At 71.3% G+C, this 16,476-nt stretch carries 17 protein-coding genes; 12 read left to right on the top strand and 5 right to left on the bottom strand.

The window, feature by feature from the left end; genetic code table 11:
* Positions 1-13: 13 nt before the first annotated feature.
* Entirely contained in the window at positions 14-553 is a 540-nt protein-coding gene (locus LXN57_RS14035) for a hypothetical protein (RefSeq protein ID WP_251798524.1), read from the top strand.
* Here the strand turns inward: LXN57_RS14035 and LXN57_RS14040 are convergent, their stop codons facing one another.
* The 4 genes from LXN57_RS14040 to LXN57_RS14055 all read right to left on the bottom strand — a co-directional run bounded on the left by LXN57_RS14040 (position 554) and on the right by LXN57_RS14055 (position 4,934).
* Positions 554-2,056 (bottom strand): ricin-type beta-trefoil lectin domain protein, encoded by a 1,503-nt coding sequence (locus tag LXN57_RS14040; RefSeq protein WP_251798525.1) that lies wholly within the window; start codon positions 2,054-2,056, stop codon positions 554-556.
* Positions 2,053-2,688, bottom strand: a complete 636-nt coding sequence (locus LXN57_RS14045) for a PulJ/GspJ family protein (protein WP_251798526.1) — start codon at positions 2,686-2,688, stop codon at positions 2,053-2,055. The genes LXN57_RS14040 and LXN57_RS14045 overlap by 4 nt, the downstream gene beginning before the upstream one ends.
* Positions 2,685-4,379 carry a type IV pilus modification PilV family protein gene (locus tag LXN57_RS14050; protein ID WP_251798527.1) on the bottom strand — a complete coding sequence of 565 codons (1,695 nt, stop codon included), beginning with the start codon at positions 4,377-4,379 and terminating at the stop codon, positions 2,685-2,687. The genes LXN57_RS14045 and LXN57_RS14050 overlap by 4 nt, the downstream gene beginning before the upstream one ends.
* 63 nt (positions 4,380-4,442) lie before the next feature.
* Positions 4,443-4,934 carry a cupin domain-containing protein gene (locus LXN57_RS14055; protein WP_251798528.1) on the bottom strand — a complete coding sequence of 164 codons (492 nt, stop codon included), beginning with the start codon at positions 4,932-4,934 and terminating at the stop codon, positions 4,443-4,445.
* Between the two features lie 64 nt (positions 4,935-4,998).
* Here LXN57_RS14055 and LXN57_RS14060 point away from each other — a divergent pair, with 64 nt between their 5' ends.
* Genes LXN57_RS14060 through LXN57_RS14085 form a run of 6 tightly spaced genes read left to right on the top strand, consistent with a single transcriptional unit; the run spans position 4,999 to position 10,729 of the window.
* Complete coding sequence (locus tag LXN57_RS14060; protein WP_308206617.1) at positions 4,999-6,009, top strand: AAA family ATPase; 1,011 nt, start codon at positions 4,999-5,001, stop codon at positions 6,007-6,009.
* Positions 6,006-6,968, top strand: coding sequence for a DUF58 domain-containing protein (locus LXN57_RS14065; protein WP_251798529.1), 963 nt, complete (start codon positions 6,006-6,008; stop codon positions 6,966-6,968). Before LXN57_RS14060 ends, LXN57_RS14065 begins: the two co-directional genes overlap by 4 nt.
* Positions 6,965-7,915: a VWA domain-containing protein gene (locus LXN57_RS14070; protein ID WP_251798531.1), complete on the top strand. Its 951-nt coding sequence runs from the start codon at positions 6,965-6,967 to the stop codon at positions 7,913-7,915. The genes LXN57_RS14065 and LXN57_RS14070 overlap by 4 nt, the downstream gene beginning before the upstream one ends.
* 48 nt (positions 7,916-7,963) lie before the next feature.
* Positions 7,964-8,839, top strand: a complete 876-nt coding sequence (locus tag LXN57_RS14075) for a S1C family serine protease (protein WP_251798532.1) — start codon at positions 7,964-7,966, stop codon at positions 8,837-8,839.
* Between the two features lie 7 nt (positions 8,840-8,846).
* Positions 8,847-9,530, top strand: coding sequence for a response regulator transcription factor (locus LXN57_RS14080; RefSeq protein WP_221374264.1), 684 nt, complete (start codon positions 8,847-8,849; stop codon positions 9,528-9,530).
* Positions 9,527-10,729 carry a sensor histidine kinase gene (locus LXN57_RS14085; RefSeq protein ID WP_251798533.1) on the top strand — a complete coding sequence of 401 codons (1,203 nt, stop codon included), beginning with the start codon at positions 9,527-9,529 and terminating at the stop codon, positions 10,727-10,729. Before LXN57_RS14080 ends, LXN57_RS14085 begins: the two co-directional genes overlap by 4 nt.
* Here the strand turns inward: LXN57_RS14085 and LXN57_RS14090 are convergent.
* On the bottom strand, positions 10,726-11,508 hold the full coding sequence (locus LXN57_RS14090; RefSeq protein ID WP_251798535.1) for a PaaX family transcriptional regulator: 783 nt from the start codon (positions 11,506-11,508) through the stop codon (positions 10,726-10,728). The two genes, LXN57_RS14085 and LXN57_RS14090, sit on opposite strands and share 4 nt — an antisense overlap.
* 96 nt (positions 11,509-11,604) lie before the next feature.
* On the opposite strand from LXN57_RS14090, the gene LXN57_RS14095 reads away from it, so the two are divergent.
* From LXN57_RS14095 to LXN57_RS14115, 5 genes are all read left to right on the top strand, one after another.
* Entirely contained in the window at positions 11,605-12,777 is a 1,173-nt protein-coding gene (locus tag LXN57_RS14095) for an ABC transporter substrate-binding protein (RefSeq protein ID WP_251798536.1), read from the top strand.
* Positions 12,777-13,535, top strand: coding sequence for an ABC transporter ATP-binding protein (locus tag LXN57_RS14100; RefSeq protein ID WP_251798537.1), 759 nt, complete (start codon positions 12,777-12,779; stop codon positions 13,533-13,535). The genes LXN57_RS14095 and LXN57_RS14100 overlap by 1 nt, the downstream gene beginning before the upstream one ends.
* Positions 13,532-14,212, top strand: coding sequence for an ABC transporter ATP-binding protein (locus LXN57_RS14105; protein ID WP_251798538.1), 681 nt, complete (start codon positions 13,532-13,534; stop codon positions 14,210-14,212). Before LXN57_RS14100 ends, LXN57_RS14105 begins: the two co-directional genes overlap by 4 nt.
* Positions 14,209-15,057 (top strand): branched-chain amino acid ABC transporter permease, encoded by an 849-nt coding sequence (locus LXN57_RS14110; protein ID WP_251798539.1) that lies wholly within the window; start codon positions 14,209-14,211, stop codon positions 15,055-15,057. The genes LXN57_RS14105 and LXN57_RS14110 overlap by 4 nt, the downstream gene beginning before the upstream one ends.
* A gap of 8 nt (positions 15,058-15,065) precedes the next feature.
* The coding region (locus tag LXN57_RS14115) for an ABC transporter permease subunit (RefSeq protein ID WP_251798541.1) at positions 15,066-16,476 on the top strand (1,411 nt) is incomplete at its 3' end.

Genomic DNA, 16,476 nt, shown 5'->3' on the forward strand with positions numbered 1-16,476 from the left:
TAGTATCCGGTGCGTGCACGCGCCGGACAGCTATGCGGACCTGTGGGGAACGGATCGGGGACGGCAGAACGCCGCCTATGAGTCTCTGATGGCCGCTACCGAGCAGTCTGTGCCATGGGCCGACTCCGTGTGGGACGACGTCAAGAACCACCTGACCGACCGCGACAACCACAACCGGGCGATCGCCGGGCAGCTGCTGTGCAACCTGGCCGCACACGACACCGGGGACCGGATTCTGGCCGACCTGCCGGCGCTCGTCACGGTCTCCAGAGACCCCCGGTTCGTCACCGCGCGGCACACCCTGCGGTCGCTGTGGAAGATCGGGCTCGCCGGGGAGAAACAACGCGGTGGGCTGCTCGAGGCTCTTCGGGCGCGCTACCGCGACAGCTTCGACGAGAAGAACGGCACTCTGGTGCGCGGCGACCTCGTCGAGTCGTTGCGCCGGCTGCACGACGCCGTCCCCGACGAGCAGGTGAGCGCCCTCGCGCACGAGATCATCGCCGCCGAACCGGACGAGAAGCACCGCAAGAAGCACGCCAGGTTCTGGCGTTGATCAGTACTCCACCAGGTCGGTCAGGGGTGTGGGCTGGCTGATGTTGGCCGGCGCGTTCCACTTCTGCAGCTCGGACCGGTTGCACACCGAGACCTTGACCTTGCTGGTGCCGTCGCCGTGGAAGTCGTTGGCCACGCCGCTGGCCTGGTCGGTGGGTTGCAGGCAGTTGCCCTTGTAGTCCTTGATGCGGTAGCTGGTGCCGTAGTCACCGGTGTCGTGGTAGACGGTCCAGGTCAGGTTCTGCTGGGCCTGGGCGGCCGGGGTGGCGCACTGCACGACCGTTACCCACGAGGTAGACGTCACGATGCCGGGTGAGCGCAGGCAGTAGTTGTTGGCGGCGGCGCCGTTCTTGCTGTTGCTGGTGGCGGTCGTGTTGTTGACGATGATGGGCCCGGTCGCGGTGATGTTGGGGATCACCGGTGTCGGGTGGACCCACTGCTGGTTGAAGTCGACGACGCCGCCGGGGTCCTGCTTGCAGAACCAGGCGATCATGTAGGTCGAGCCCGTCGACTTGTTCGTGACGTCCAGGCACCGGCTGAACTGGGCGTAGTTGACCAGCTGGTTGGTGCTGTCGCCGGCCATGCCCGCGCCGACACCGGTCGCCGAACGCCAGATGACCGTCTGGGTGTTGCCCGAGCAGCCGCCCAGGACCACTGCACGGTCAGCCGTCGAGCCCGGGGCCTTGACGTTCACGCAGGAGCTCCCGTCGGACTTGCTCGCGGGTGTGGTGGAGTGGAACTGCGAGCTGCCGTCCAGCGCCCACTGGAACGTGGTGGTGCGGACGGCCGGGCATGGCCGGAAGACCACCGCCGTACCCGCCTTGCGGTCGCCCGAGTACAGGCACATGCCGGACGGGGCGTCGGACGACTCCGAGTTGATCAACTTGAGGTACAGGTCGGCCGTGTAGCCGAACTGCTGCCGGCTGCTGCCGTCGCACGGGGCCATGAGGACAGCGGTGTTGGCCGCCGGGGCCTTGCTCGACGTGGAGTCCATGCACTGGTTGCCGAGGGGGGACGACGCGATCCGGATCTGGCCGCCCGGGATGTTCGTGTTGCTGGTGGAGAACACGTAGGTGGCGACCAGGTTCCGCTTGGTCGCGCCACCGGTGCCGACCGAGCTGACGACCGCCGTGGTGGGCACCTCGGTGACGGGGCAGGGCATGTCGAGGCCGTCCTGGTCGCGGTACTTGAGGGTCACCGCGTACGTGAGCTTGTCGCCGTTCGACCTCAGGCCGGCGTCGCCGGTGAGCGTGCACGGGGGCAGGTTCTCCAGGTAGCCGCTCTGCGTGTCCTGGTCGGCGGCCGCGCGGACCCGGGCCATCATCACGTCCATGCCGGCCTGGGCGGCGTTGAGCGCGGCGACGCGCTCGGCGAGGTTCTGGGTGGCCCTGATCTGGCGCAGGACCAGCGGGACCATCAGCGCCGACAGCGACAACACCACCGTGACGACCAGCATCGCCATCGGCATCGAGCCCCTGTCCTCGCGCAGCCACGAATGTCTCATGCCGCGGGCCTCGCCTTGCTGCAGTCGTTGGGCATCAGCTTGCCGTTGTCCGAGAACACGTTGCTGGCGTTGGTGTTCTGGGCCGTGAAGAGCACGTCGAAGGGCAGGCTGGTCGGGCCCAGCGCGCCGGTGAGCCGGATCCGGACCTGGGTGTGCGCGAGCTGGTAGTCGTTGCCCACGCCGGCGGTGCCGGGGCTGGCCGACGCGAACGGCTGGGAGTTGGGCAGGTAGACCGTGAAGGGGTCCGTGGCGCCGGTCCGGGTCAGGTTGGTGCCGATCGTCGTCGGCGTACCCGGCGTGGTCGACGGCAGGTTCCAGCTCGCCATGGTCAGCACTCCGTTCCTGAGGACGAGTTGCCGGCAGCCCAGGGGGGTGGCGTATTCGAGATACCAGTTGCCGCCCACCTGGCCGGGCGTCGAGACCCAGCTCGCGTAGCGCAACTCCTTGTCGAGCCGGCGGAAGCTGGTGGTGAGCTGCTCGCGGGCGGCGCTCAGGGTGTCGGCCCGGTTGACGTTCCTATAGACCTCGGCCACCCCGCTGGTCACGATGATCAGCACCACCGACATCAGGCCCATGGCGACCAGCAGCTCGACGAGGGTGAAGCCGGCGTCGTCGCGTTCGTCGTCGATCATGTGACAGTCCAGACGAGGGTGAGGACGCTGGTCGCGGTCACGGTGGTGGCGGTCGCGGTCACCGTGTACGCGCCCGCGGTGGTCGGCGTGCCCGAGATGGCTCCGGACAGCGCGTTGTACGTCAGGCCCGGCGGCAGGCCGGTGACCGTCACGATCGGGCTCAGGCCGAGTAGCGAGCCGTTGGTCGTCAGCGCCAGCGACGCCGGGGTGCCCCGGACGGTCGTCTGGTCGGGCGCGGCCAGGGCCGGGGCCGTGAAGATGAGCGAGTTGGTGGTGTTGACGATCAGGACGAGCCGCCGGCTCGCGGTGCCGCCGGCGCCCCCGAGACTGTCGGTGACGGTGATCGTGGGTAGGAACCGGCCCGTTACGTCGACCTTTTCGCTGATCTTGCCGTTCTTGTCGTTGATGGTCACGCCGGGGGGCAGTCCGGCGGCGCTGTACGAGTAGTTCCCGTTGCCGCCCGCGCCGACCGCGGTCATCACGAGCTTGGACTTGATGTCGATCGCCTGGTCGGCCAGCGGGCCGAGGGTGACGGCGGGCAGCACCGTGTGGGTGTAGGTGCTCGAACCGGCGATGCCGTTCTGGTCGGTGGCGGTGATCGTCGAGGTGTAGGCGCCGGCGGTGGTGATCGTGCCCGTGATCGCGCCGGTTCCGGGGTTGATCGTGAGCCCCGGGGCGAGGGTCGAGGAGCTGTAGACGTACGGGCCGACGCCGTTGGCCGCCGTGGCCTGCAGGGCCACCGCTTCGCCGACATGGTTGGTGGCGTCGGCGGGCGCGGTCACGGTGGTCGGCAGCACCACCGTGAACCTGATGGGCTCGGTGTCGGTCCGGTTCAGCTTGTCGGTGACGGTCGTCGTGGTCACGGTGACGCCGACCGTGGCCGGAGTGCCGTTGATGACGCCGAGCGGGGTCATCGAGAGCCCGGCCGGCAGCGCGCCGACGGTCCAGGTGTTGGGGAGCTGACCGCCCCGCGCCTCGAGCTGGGCGGCGGTCAGGATGCCCCGGTAGAAGGTGAGCGACTGGGTGAGCACGATCGGCGACGGCCGGTGCAGGTCGAAGTTGGGCTCCGGGGCCCGCGAGACCAGCGTCGACGTGACGTACAGGCAGGTGTTCGGCGGATTGCCCGGGGTCGCGGCGCACGAGTTGTCGGGCCAGGTGATCAGCACGACGGCGCGGAAGAACTTCAAGATCTTCGTCTTGTCGGCCGGTTCGGCGGCGCTGCCCAGCGGATAGACGCAGTCGCCGGTGCGGGTCAGATAGACCTCGCACATCCCGATGTAGATCATCCGGGTGTACGGGGTGCCCTCGACCGTGGTGACCTGGGCGGCGGTCGAGATCGGGGCATCGGCGCCGTCGGTCGGCAGCACCGCGTTGTCCTCGTCGTGCCCGACCTGCATGGTCGCCAGATAGGGCTTGACCGCAGCCGGCGCGGCGGCGAACTGCGCCTCGCCGGCCTGCTGGCCGTGCCCGGTCAGCAGCGAACTGCCCTTGAGACCGCGCACCTGCTCCATGGCGGTGTCGGCCAGTTGGATGGCGGCCTGCTCGGTGCGCTGCTTGTTGACGTTGCGCAGGCTGCCCACGAAGAAGGGGGTGCTGGCGAGCAGGGTGATGGACAGGACGGCCAGGGCGACGAGGACCTCAACGAGGCTGAAGCCCTCCTCGCCGGCGCCGCCGGAGGCACTGTCCCGCATACGTTCCTTCCGGCACGCTGGTCCGATTTCTCACCAGCCTGATCGGCAGAACGCGGGCGACCCTTAGGATTTGCCGTCGAGCCAGATGTTGTCGTGCTTGGCGTAGAACTCGGCGCGCTCCTCGTCGTCCATCTGGGCGATCTCGACCAGCCCCTCGAAGTACGCCTCGCGCGGCGCGCCCGGCGAGAAGTGCAGCAGCATCGAAGCCGGAGCGCCCGACCGGTTCTTGAACCCGTGAATGCCGCCGATCGGCACGTGCACGTAGTCACCCGGCTCGGTGGTGACCCACTCCTTGCCGTTGTGGATGGTCATGCTGCCGCTGAGGATGTAGAACGACTCGGCGATCGAGCGGTGGAAGTGGGGGTCGGGCCCGGTGACCCCCGGCCCGCATTCCCAGCGGTAGAGCCCGAACAACCCGCCCGTCGAGTCGCCGGTCGACAGGTAGGACACCCTGGTCCCGTTCGGATAGACGAACTCGGGCGGTGTGTCCTTCGACCGGTACGTGGCGCTGACTTCTCCGGTTATGCCGTGGTATCGCGGCGGGGGATATGTCATGCGGTCAGGCTATCCACAGTTTCGCCTTCGGTTGGTTTTCGGTGTCAGTTGGTGTCATCGACGCATGACAGACGAAGCAACCGACCGCCGGCTGGAGCGGACCCTGTTCGAGGTCAAGAAGGTGATCGTCGGACAGGACCGTCTGGTCGAGCGTCTGATGACCGCACTTCTGGCCGGCGGTCACTGCCTGCTCGAAGGTGTCCCCGGCGTCGCCAAGACCCTGGCCGCCGAGACCCTGGCCGTCGCCGTCGGCGGCTCCTTCAACCGGATCCAGTTCACCCCCGACCTGGTGCCCTCGGACATCTTCGGCACGCGCATCTACCGCGCCGGCAAGGAGTCGTTCGACGTCGAGCTCGGCCCGATCATGGCCAACATCGTGCTCGCCGACGAGATCAACCGGGCCCCCGCCAAGGTCCAGTCGGCGCTGCTCGAGGTGATGGCCGAGGGCCACGTGTCGCTCGGCGGCCGCACCTACCCCGTACCGCAGCCGTTCCTGGTGCTGGCCACCCAGAACCCGATCGAGAGCGAGGGCGTCTACCAGCTGCCCGAGGCTCAGCGCGACCGCTTCCTCATGCGCGTGATCGTCGACTACCCCACCGAGCAGGAGGAGCTGGGCATCCTCTACCGCATGGGTGGCGCCCGCCCGGTCGCCCAGCGGGTTCTCGACCCGATGATCCTGCACGGGCTCCAGGGACGGGCCCGCGAGGTCTTCGTCCACCACGCGCTGGCCGAGTACGTCGTGCGGCTGGTGCTGGCCACGCGCGAGCCCGAGCGTTTCGGTCTGCCCGAGGTAGCGTCGCAGCTCGCGTACGGGGCCAGCCCGCGCGCCACGCTGGGCCTGGTGGCCGCCGGGCGGGCGCTCGCCCTGCTGCGCGGCCGGGACTACGTGCTGCCCGCCGACCTGCTCGAGATCGCCCCCGACGTCCTCGCGCACCGCCTGGTTCTCTCGTTCGACGCGGTGGCCGACGGCGTGCAGCCCGAGGACATCGTCCGGCGGATCCTCGAGGCCGTCCCGCTGCCCCTGATCGCCCCGGCTCAGGAGAATGCCGGCCCGGGCCTGGGGATGGCCGCATGAACGAGGGCGGCTTCCAGGCCGAGCTCGTGCCGGAGCGCCGGCTGCGGCGGCTCGAACTGATGATCACGCGGCGGCTCGACGGGCTCCTGCACGGCACGTATCTCGGCCTGCTGCCCGGCATCGGCAGCGAGCCCGCGGGCAGCCGCGAGTACCGCCCCGGCGAGGACGAGGTGCGCCGGATGGACTGGTCCGTCACGGCCCGCACCACCGTGCCGCACGTGCGCACCCTCGACGCCGACCGGGAACTGGGCACCCACGTGCTGGTCGACGCCAGCGCCAGCATGGACTTCGGCACGGCCGACCTCGAGAAGCGGGAGCTGGCCATCGCCGCGGTGGCAGCCATCGGGTTCCTCACGCTCGGCAACGGCAACCGGCTCGGCGCGCACCTGCTGACCGGCGAGGGCGTACGGCGTTTCCCCGCTCGCGGTGGCCGGCAGGCCCTGCTCTCGTTGCTGCGGGCGATGATGCTGACGCCGCGCAACCAGCAGGCGACCGGGCTGGGCGACGGCATCGAGGCGCTGCACCGGCAGACGCCGCGCACGGGCCTGGTCGTGGTGGTCTCCGACTTCCTCGACGGGCTCGACGAGGACGGCCTGGGCCCGGCCGCCCCGTCCTGGGAGGAGCCCCTGCGCCGGCTCGGCTCCCGGCACCAGGTGCTGGCCGTGCAGGTGGGCGACCCGCGCGAGCAGGAACTGCCGGACGTCGGCCTGCTCACGCTGGTCGACCCGGAGACCGGCCGGCGCCGCGAGGTGCCTACGGCCAGTCGCAAGCTGCGCGAACGGTACGCGGCGGCCGCCGCCCAGCAGCAGGCCACGATCGCGCAGGCGGTCAAGCGGGCCGGCGCCGCCCACCTTCCCCTTCGGACCGACCGCGACTGGGTCGCCGACATCGTGCGTCACGTGCATACCCGGCGGCGGCTCAGCCGGGGTGCGACGAAACCCCAAAGGACACCGAGATGACCTGGCTCTCCCCGGAACGGCTGTGGCTGCTGCTCGGCGTGGCCGCGCTCGTCGTGGCGTACGTGGTGGCGCAGCGCCGCCGCAGCAGGTATGCCGTTCGTTTCACCAACCTGAAGCTTCTCGACCGGGTGGCGCCGCGCCGCCCGGGCTGGCGGCGGCACCTGCCCGCCTCCCTGTTCCTGGCCATGCTGGGCCTGCTGGTCGTCGGCTTCGCCCAGCCGCAGGACGAGGTGCGGGTGCCGCGGGAACGGGCGACCGTGCTCGTGGCGGTGGACGTGTCCCGGTCGATGCTGGCCGACGACGTCGCGCCGGACCGGCTGAGCGCGGCCAAGGACGCGGCCCGCCTCTTCGTCGAGGATCTGCCCGAGCAGTTCAACGTCGGGTTGGTCGGGTTCGCCGGCCAGGCCTCGGTCTTCGTGCCGCCGGGCACCGACCGGGCCCAGCTCGGCACCGGCATCGACCGGCTGGCCGACGGGTCGGCGGGTCAGGCCGGCACGGCCATCGGCGACGCGATCGCGGCGGCGCTCGACCAGATCCGGTCGGTCGACTCGGCCGCCGAGGAAGATGTGCCGCCGGCCCGCGTGATCGTGCTGTCGGACGGCGCCAACACCTCGGGCCAGGACCCGGCCGAGGCGGCCCGCATGGCCGGCGAACTGGGCGTGCCGGTCGACACCATCTCGTTCGGCACGGCGAGCGGCACCATCGGCGACGGCCAGCAGGTGCCGGTCGACGGCGAGACGCTCCAGTCGGTCGCCGAGGCCACCGGCGGGCGCTACTTCGAAGCCGCCAACACCGAGGAACTGCGGAACGCGTACGCGGACATCGGCTCCTCCGTGGGCTACCAGACCGAGGTGCGGGACGTGTCCGCGCGCTTCATCGGCATCGGGCTCGGCCTGGCGCTGCTCGCGGCGCTGGCGTCGATGTTCTGGTTCGCCCGCCTCCCGTAACCCCCACTCTTCCCTTCGCTCCTTCGCCTGACCCTGAAAGGGAACGCCATGTCCGGACTAGGGACGCCTCGTGGCCCACAGTTCCATTCGCCCGACTGGGCCTCCGCGCCGGAGCCGGGCCGGACACCCTTCCCGGCCCACGCCGCCGCCTCCCGGGGCCGCCGGCTGCCGGCCGCCGCTCTCGCCGCCCTGGCCGTCATCGGGCTGTCGGCCGGCGCCGGGGGCGCGGCCGGCTACATGGCCGGCCGCGACGACGACGGCGGCGCCGAGCCCGCCACCGCCGCTCCGCCGCCCGTCGGCGGGGTGCCGTCGGACCTGGTCGGCGCGGCCGCCCGGGTGCTGCCCGGCGTCGTGTCGGTGCAGGTTCGCACCGCCTCGGGCGGCGGCTCCGGCTCGGGGTTCGTCTTCGACGACCGCGGCCACATCGTCACCAACAACCACGTCGTCACGGCCGGCTCCGGCGCCGCACGGGGATCGATCACCGTCGTCGGGACGGACGGCCGCCGCCTCAACGCCGAGGTGGTCGGCACCGACCCGAGCAACGACATCGCTGTCCTGCGGGTCGACGACGCGGCCGCGCTGGACCGGCTCGCGCTGGCCGGCTCCGGCGCGACCCGGGTCGGGGAGCCGGTGCTGGCCGTGGGCTCCCCGCTCGGGCTGAGCGGCACCGTGACGGCCGGCATCGTCAGTGCGCTGGACCGGCCCGTACGGCTGGGGGGAAGTTCGCGGCAGACGGCGGTGCAGACCGACGCGTCCATCAACCCGGGCAACTCGGGCGGACCGCTCGTGAACGCCCGGGGCGAGGTCATCGGGGTCAATACGGCCATCGCGACCCTGGAGGGCGGCGGTTCGATCGGGATCGGCTTCGCGGTTCCCATCGAAAGGGCCCGGCAGGTCGCCGATTCCCTCATCGCGCGTGGATAGTCGAAGAATGCGGTTGCTGGTAGTGGAGGACGAGGAAGATCTGGCGGAGGGCCTGCGCGTCGGGCTCGCCCGCACCGGCTACGCGGTGGACGTCGCCTTCGACGCCGCCCAGGCCTATGACCGGCTGACCGTCAACGAGTACGACCTGATGCTGCTCGACGTGAACCTGCCCGACGGCAACGGGTTCGACCTGTGCCGTTCGCTGCGCACCGGCGAGCTGCCGACGCCCGGCGACGGTGACCCGCGGGTGCTCATGCTGACCGCCCGCGGCGGCTTGGACGACCGGGTGCGCGGCCTCGACGACGGAGCCGACGACTACCTGGTCAAGCCGTTCCACCTGGCCGAGTTGCTGGCCCGGGTGCGGGCGCTGCTGCGGCGCGACGGCGGCGGCGGGTCGTCGCAGCTCACCGTGGGCGACGTCGTGCTCGACGCGGCCCGCCACACGGTGACCGTGGCCGACCGGCCGCTGTCGCTGACGCCCAAGGAGTTCGGCGTGCTGGAATATCTGATGACCCGGCCCGGCCACGTCGTCTCCAGCGAGGAGCTGCTCGAGCACGTCTGGGACGCCAACGCCGACCCGTTCACCCAGACCGTGCGGGTCACCGTGGGCACGCTGCGGCGCAAACTGGGGGAGGGCTCGATCGAGACGGTCGTGGGCCGTGGCTACCGGCTGCGGGAGGCGGCGGCGTGAATCTCCCCGAGGTGATCCGGTCGATCCGGTTCCGGCTCACCGTCATCTATTCGATGGTGTTGTTCGCCGTCGCGGCCGCGACCCTCGGGGCGATCTACCTGGCGGTCCGTCAGACCACGGAACCGCAGCCGGTGACGGCGCAGCTGGCCAAGGTGTACGACCAGAACCGGCAGTTGCAGCGAGTGACGAACGTTGCCGAGATCGGCCAGATCGAGGCGGCGGTCAACTACAACACGCTCACCACCCTCCGGTCGTACTCGATGATCGCCCTGGCCGTGCTGTTCGTGGCCAGCCTGGCCATCGGGTGGGTGCTGTCGGGCCGGGCGCTGCGGCCGGTCGGGGCGATCACCCGCACGACCCGCGACATCCAGGCCACCGACCTGTCCCGGCGCATCCGGCTCGGCGGGCCGCGCGACGAGCTGCGCGACCTGGCCGACACCATCGACTCGATGCTCGACCGGCTCGACCGTGCGTTCCAGGCCCAGCGGCAGCTCATCGACGACGCGTCGCACGAGCTGCGCAGCCCGCTGGCGATCATCCGTACCCACCTGGACGCCTCGCTCAACGTGGCCGAGGCGACCCCGGCGGAGCGGCAGCGCGCCGTGGTCATGGTCGACCGGGCCACCACGCGGATGTCCCGCCTGGTCGAGGACCTGCTGGCCACGGCCCGGCGCAGCGCCGAGACCAGCCTCGACGCCGATGTCGACCTCTCGGCGGTGGCGCGCGAGGCGGGCGAGGAGTCGTTCGTGACCGACCGTCCGCTGCGGCTGCGTTACGAGACGACGCCGGGCCTGCACATGATCGGCGATGCCGACGCGCTGCGCCGGGCCGCGGGCAACCTGCTGTCGAACGCGGTGCGGCTGGCCCCGGCGCCGTCGACCATCACCGTCGCCACCGGCCGTTCGGGCTCGTGGCTGTGGCTGGCCGTCGCCGACGAGGGGCCCGGCATCTCCCCGGACGACCTGCCCCGCGTCTTCGACCGTTTCTGGCGCGGGGCCGACGGCGCGGCAGCCGACGGCGTACGCCGGGAACGCCGCACCGGCCTCGGGCTGGCCATCGTCCGCCAGATCGTCGAGTCGCACGACGGTCGTGTGGCGGCCTACTCCACGCCGGGCAACGGCAGCACGTTCGTCCTGTGGCTGCCCGCCACGGGCCGCACCGAGGATGCGCCGCCCCCACACGGGAGCCCCTGGCCCTAAAGAACGTCGAGCAGGTCGTCGGCGATGGCACGGGCGGCCGGTCGGGACGCCGTCTCGAGCTCGCGGAACACCTTCTGGGCGCGGACGGCCGGCCATTGCGGGGGCAGGTGCTCGACCGGCAGGCGCGGGTCGCGGCGGATGGCGTGCAGCCACTCGGCGATCAGGCTGAGGCGGGCCGCCAGCGGGTCGGCGAGCGGCGGCGGGCCGTCCCACCGGTCGAGGAACTCCGCGTAGCGACCGGCCAGCCCGTCCAGGTCGTACGCGTCGCGGACCATCGCCTCGATGTCGGTGAGCGCCCCGGCCCGGGCGTGGAAGACGCGGGCGTGCGCCTCCAGCCCCAGCTCGCCCACGATCTGCTGGGCGCCGACCTCGCCGGGCGCTATCCACAGGCCGCCCTGGATCGGGCCGAAGCCGGCCCACGCGAGCTGGGAGCGCAGGTCGTGCCGCTGGCGCTGCCACGACTCGGGCAGCGAGAAGCTGAGCAGCGTCCAGGTGCCGTCCCAGCGGTCGTTGACGGCGCCGGTCTCCCAGATGCGGGTGCGGCCGTCGCGCAGGATCGCCGTCGACCGGTCGGTGAGCCCGAAGTACATGCGCCGGCCGTCCCGGCGTCGTCGCAGCAGGTCGCGATTGACCATCCGGGTCAGCGTCGAGCGGGCGGCGTGCTCCGAGATGCCGAGCCGCGCGCACACCTCGATCACGCTGCCCGAGAAGACGCTGACCCCGCGGTCGAGCACGAAGTCGCCGAACAGCATCAGCAGCAGGGTCTGCGGTTGCGCCATGCGGAAGATGTTAGGCAGATTCTTGACGGCAGTTCCAGATACGCCTAACTTCGGTGCAGATATTCACGGCTTTCACGCTCCCATTGGGGGTATACCGTGCGACTCGTCCTCGTTTGTCTCCTCGTCCTGGTCACCGCCGGGTGCGCCGCCGATTCCTCCGGCGGCTCCTCCGGTGAGGTCATCAAGGTCGGCCAGATCGTCTCGCTGACCGGCAACTACTCGCCCCTGGGCACCGAGAACCAGAAGTCGGTGGCGCTCGCCGTCGACCAGATCAATGCCGCCGGTGGCATCGGCGGTCGCAAGATCGAGCTTTCCGTACGGGACGACAAGAGCCTGCCCGACCAGGCGGTGCTCGCGTTCAACGAGCTCAAGGCCGACTCCGACGCCGTCATCGGCTCACCCTTCAGCAACTCGGCGCTGGCCACCATCCCGCTGGTCGACCGCGAACAGATCCCGTACCTCTCGCTGACACCGGCCGACGAGCAGGTCACGCCCATCCACCCGTACGTCTTCGTCGTGCCCGCCCTCTCCGGCACGTACGCCGAGGCCGCGCTCCAGTACTTCCAGGCTCAGAAGCTGACCCGCGTCGCAGTCGCGTACGACACCCGCAGCAGTTACGCCTCGGCCGGCTTCAAGGGCCTGCAGGCCAAGGCTTCCTCGTACGGGGTGACTCTCGGCCCGGTCGAGCAGTTCCAGACCACGGCCACCGAGTTCAGCGCCGTGTTCACCCACGTGCGGGCCTCGGACGCGCAGGCCCTGATGGTGTGGGGCACCGGTGCGCCCGCGGTCGCGCTGACCAAGCAGTACGCGGCGTCCGGCCTGAAGATTCCGCTGGTGCTCACCGGATCACAGGCCAGCAAGCTGTTCCTCGACCCGGCCGGGCCGGCCGCCGAGGGCGTGACGATCGCCTGCTCCATCGGTGTCGTCGGCGACGCGTTGCCCGCCGGTCCGCAGAAGACCGCGATCGAAGAGCTGTCGACCGCGTTCGAGGCGAAGTACGGCTACCCGCCGCCGCAGTTCGCCCAGGACGGCTACAGCGGGGTCAAGCTGCTGGCGGCGGCCATCGAGAAGGCCGGCGGCACCGAGCGTGAGAAGGTGCGGGACGCGTTGGAGGGCCTGACCCTCACCACGCCCAACGGCGCCTACAAGTACGCGGCCGACAACCACAGTGGACTGACGACGGACTTCATCGCCATCACCACCGTACGCGGCGGGGTCCTGGAGCCGACCGCGTACTCGAAGGCCAAGCTGGCCACGGTGGGCGGCTGATGGGCGCGGCGCTCACGGTCGCCGGCGCGTCCCGGTCGTTCGGCGGGGTCTACGCCGTACGCGATGTGGACCTCACCGTCGAGCCGGGCGAGCTGCGCGCGGTGATCGGGCCCAACGGCGCCGGCAAGTCGACGCTGTTCGCGCTGATCGGTGGGCAGCTCGCGCCGGACGCGGGAACGGTGGAACTCGACGGGCGCCGCATCGACCGGTTGCCGGCCCACCGGCGTGGGCTGGGCGTGGTGTTCCAGGCCGCTCGCATCTTCACGGGGATGACGGCGCTCGAGAACGTGATGGTGGGCGCGCACGGCACGACCCGGGCCGGGTTCGTGACCGCAGCCCTGCGGCTGCCACCGTTCCGGGCCGAGGAACGGCAGATCGAGGCCCGGGCGCGGGAATGCCTGGCCCGGACCGGAATCTCCGAGTGGGCCGGGCGACCGGCCGAGACGCTGCCGCTGGGGCAGCAGCGCGCGCTCCAGCTGGCGCGGGCGCTGTGCGGGCAGCCGCGGCTGCTGTTGCTCGACGAGCCGGCGTCCGGGCTGCGGGCGGGGGAGCGGGAACGGCTGGCCGCGCTGCTGGGCGAGCTGCGCCGCGAGGGGCTGACCATGCTGCTGGTGGAGCACGACGTCGGCTTCGTCATGCGGCTGGCCGACCGGGTCACCGTGCTCGACCTGGGCCGGGTCATCGCGCAGGGGCGGCCGGAACAGGTGCGCGCCGACTCCGCGGTGATCGACGCCTACCTGGGCGAGGAGGCGGCGTGACGGCTGTCGTGCGGGTCGAGGGGCTGATCGTCCGGTACGGCGGGGCGACCGCGCTGGACGGGGTCGACCTGACCGTCGAGGCGGGCGAGATGGTGGCGCTGATCGGGGCCAACGGCGCCGGGAAGTCCACCCTGGTGAAGGCTCTGTCCGGCCTCGTGGGGGCGGAGGCCGGACAGATCACCGTGCGGGGCCGGCTCGCGCAGGTGCCGGAGGGGCGGGAGGTCTTCGCCGGCCTGAGCGTCGACGACAACCTGCGGCTGGGCGGCTGGCGCAACGGCCGGCGCGGCCGGGACACCTCGGCCATCTACGAGCTGATGCCCGAACTGAGCGGGCTCCGCCGGCGGGCGGCGGGCACGCTGTCGGGCGGTCAGCAGCAGATGGTCGCGATCGGACGGGCGCTGATGGCCCGGCCCGACATCCTGGTCGTCGACGAGCTCAGCCTGGGGCTGGCGCCGCTGGTCGTCCGCATCCTGGCCGGCCATCTCGAGGCGCTGCACCGCGATCGAGGGCTCGCCGTGCTGCTCATCGAACAGAACGCGCGGCTCGCCCTGTCGATGTGCCGGCGGGCGTACGTGCTGGAGGCCGGGCGGATAGCCCTCAGTGGAAACGCGGCGGAGCTGGCGCGGGACCCCCGCGTGGCGGCGGCCTACCTCGGCGGTCACGTGGCGGCGGGATGAGCGACCTCATCGCGTACGTGGTGACGGGTCTCGGCATCGGCGCCGGGTACGCCCTCGTCGGCAGCGGGCTGGTCGCGATCTACCGGGTGACCGGGGTGGTGAACTTCGCCCAGGGCGCGTTCGCGGTCGTGGCCGCGATGCTCACCTCGACGCTGCTGTCGGCCGGTCTGCCGCACGTCCTGGCCGAGTCGGCGGCGGTCCTGGTGGCGGTCGGCGTCGGGGTTCTCGTCGGCCTGATCGCAACCGGGGAGCCCGGTGCGGCGCTGATCGTCACGCTCGGGGTGGGAGTCTTCGCGTACGCGGTCGAGATCGTGGTCTGGGGCGACCAGCCGCGCTCCTTCGCGGGCCTGCCCGGCGTGGTGACCGTGGGCGACGCCCGGATCCAGGCCCACTACCTGCTGATCCTCGCCGTGACGGTGCCCGTCTTCGTGGCCATGGGCGCGTTCTTCGGGCGCACCGACCTCGGCAAGGCCCTCACGGCCTGCGCCAGCAACCGCTACGCGGCCCGGGTGGTGGGCATCGACGTGCGCCGGATGGGTTTGCTGGCGTTCGCGCTCGGGGGCGCGCTGGGCGGGCTGGCCGGCGTGCTCACCACCCCGATCCAGCAGGTCACCTTCGACAGCGACGTGGCCCTGATCGTGAACGGCTTCGCGGCCGCGATCCTGGGCGGCCTGACCCGGCCGGGCGTCGCCCTCGCGGGCGGGCTGCTGCTGGGCGTGGCCCAGACGCTGATCGCGGGCTTCGGCGGAGGCGCCTATCAGCTGGAGGTGGCCCTGTTGCTGATGCTGACGGTCATGGTCGTGCAGGCTACGCGGGCGGGCGCACCGGCCGAGGTGACGCGATGAGCAGGCGGATGGCCGGTGACGCCGGGAAGTGGCGGCTGGTGGCGCTCGCCGCCGTCGTGACGCTGGCGATTCCGCCGCTGCTGCCGGAGCGTCACCTCACGACGTATGTGCTGCTGGGTCTCACCGCGACCGTCGCGGTGGGGGTGTCCCTGCTCATGGGCTACGCCGGGCAGGTGTCGCTCGGGCAGGCGGCGTTCTATGCGATTGGCGCCTACGGCGCGGGATTGCTGGCGGTGCACGGGCTGCCCCCGGTGGTCGGTCTGCTGGCAGCGCCGGTCATTGCGGCCGCGGCGGCGGTGCTGCTCGGCGCGCCGTTGCTGCGGCTGCGCGGTCATCACCTGGCCTTCGCAACGCTGGCCGTGCAGCTGATCCTGCTCTCGCTGCTGGGCCAGGGAACGTGGGCCGGCGGCGCGATCGGCCTGCAGGGCATCCCGCGCCTGTCGGTGCCCGGATACGAACCGCGCGACGACCTCGGCTACGCCTACCTGGCCTGGCTCGTGCTGGCGGTGGTCCTGCTGATCTCGCGCAACGTGGTGAAGTCCCGCCCGGGCCGAGCCTTGCGGGCCGCAGCCACCAGCGAAATCGCTGCCGCCGCAGCCGGCGTGCCGATAGGCGCGTACCGCCTGGCGGTGTTCGCCCTGTCAGCCGCGTTCGCCGGTCTGGCCGGCGGCGTCTACGCCTTCTACCTGGGATACCTCTCCCCAGGCTCCTTCCCGGTGCTGCTCTCCATCGAGTTCGTGGTGATGGCCGTGGTCGGCGGCCTCGGCACCCTCAGCGGCCCGGTAGTCGGCGCCGTGGTGATCGTGCTGCTGGTCCAAGTGCTCAACACCGTCGGCACCCAGCCTGGCATGCCCAGCTACGCCCCGACCGTCTTCTCGTACGCGGTCTACGCCCTGGTGCTGATCGCAGTGGTTCGCTACCTGCCGCGCGGAATCGTTCCGGCCGTGAGCCGCTTGCTCCGAAGTCGCGGTCACTTCCCGTCGGCCGGCCCCGCCCCGGCTGCCGCTTCCATCGGTCCCGGGCCTGGTGACTCGGCTCCGGCTGGTGCCGAGTCCGGTGGTTCCGCGTCGGGTGCTGGTGTTTCCGACAGCCCTGGATTCGGTGGCCCTGTTTCGCCTGGCGTTGTGTCCGGTGGCTTGGCGTCGGGCGCGGCCGGTTCTGCCGGTACTGGGCTCGATGACTTTGCTTCGCCTGGTGATGTGTCCGGCGGTTCCGCATCGGACGCTGCTGGTTCTTTCGGTCCTGGGTCACATGGCTCTGCTTCGTCTGGTGGTGCCGCCGGTGGATCCACGTCACGCGCTGCCGGTCTTGGGCTCGATGACTCTGTTTCGCCTGGTGTTCGGTCCGGTGGCTCCGCCACGGAGGCGGCTGCTTCTGTCGGTTCAGGGTTTGATGGCTCCGCTTCGGATGACGGTGCCT

Source organism: Paractinoplanes hotanensis (assembly GCF_023717965.1).
GTDB lineage: Bacteria > Actinomycetota > Actinomycetes > Mycobacteriales > Micromonosporaceae > Actinoplanes > Actinoplanes polyasparticus.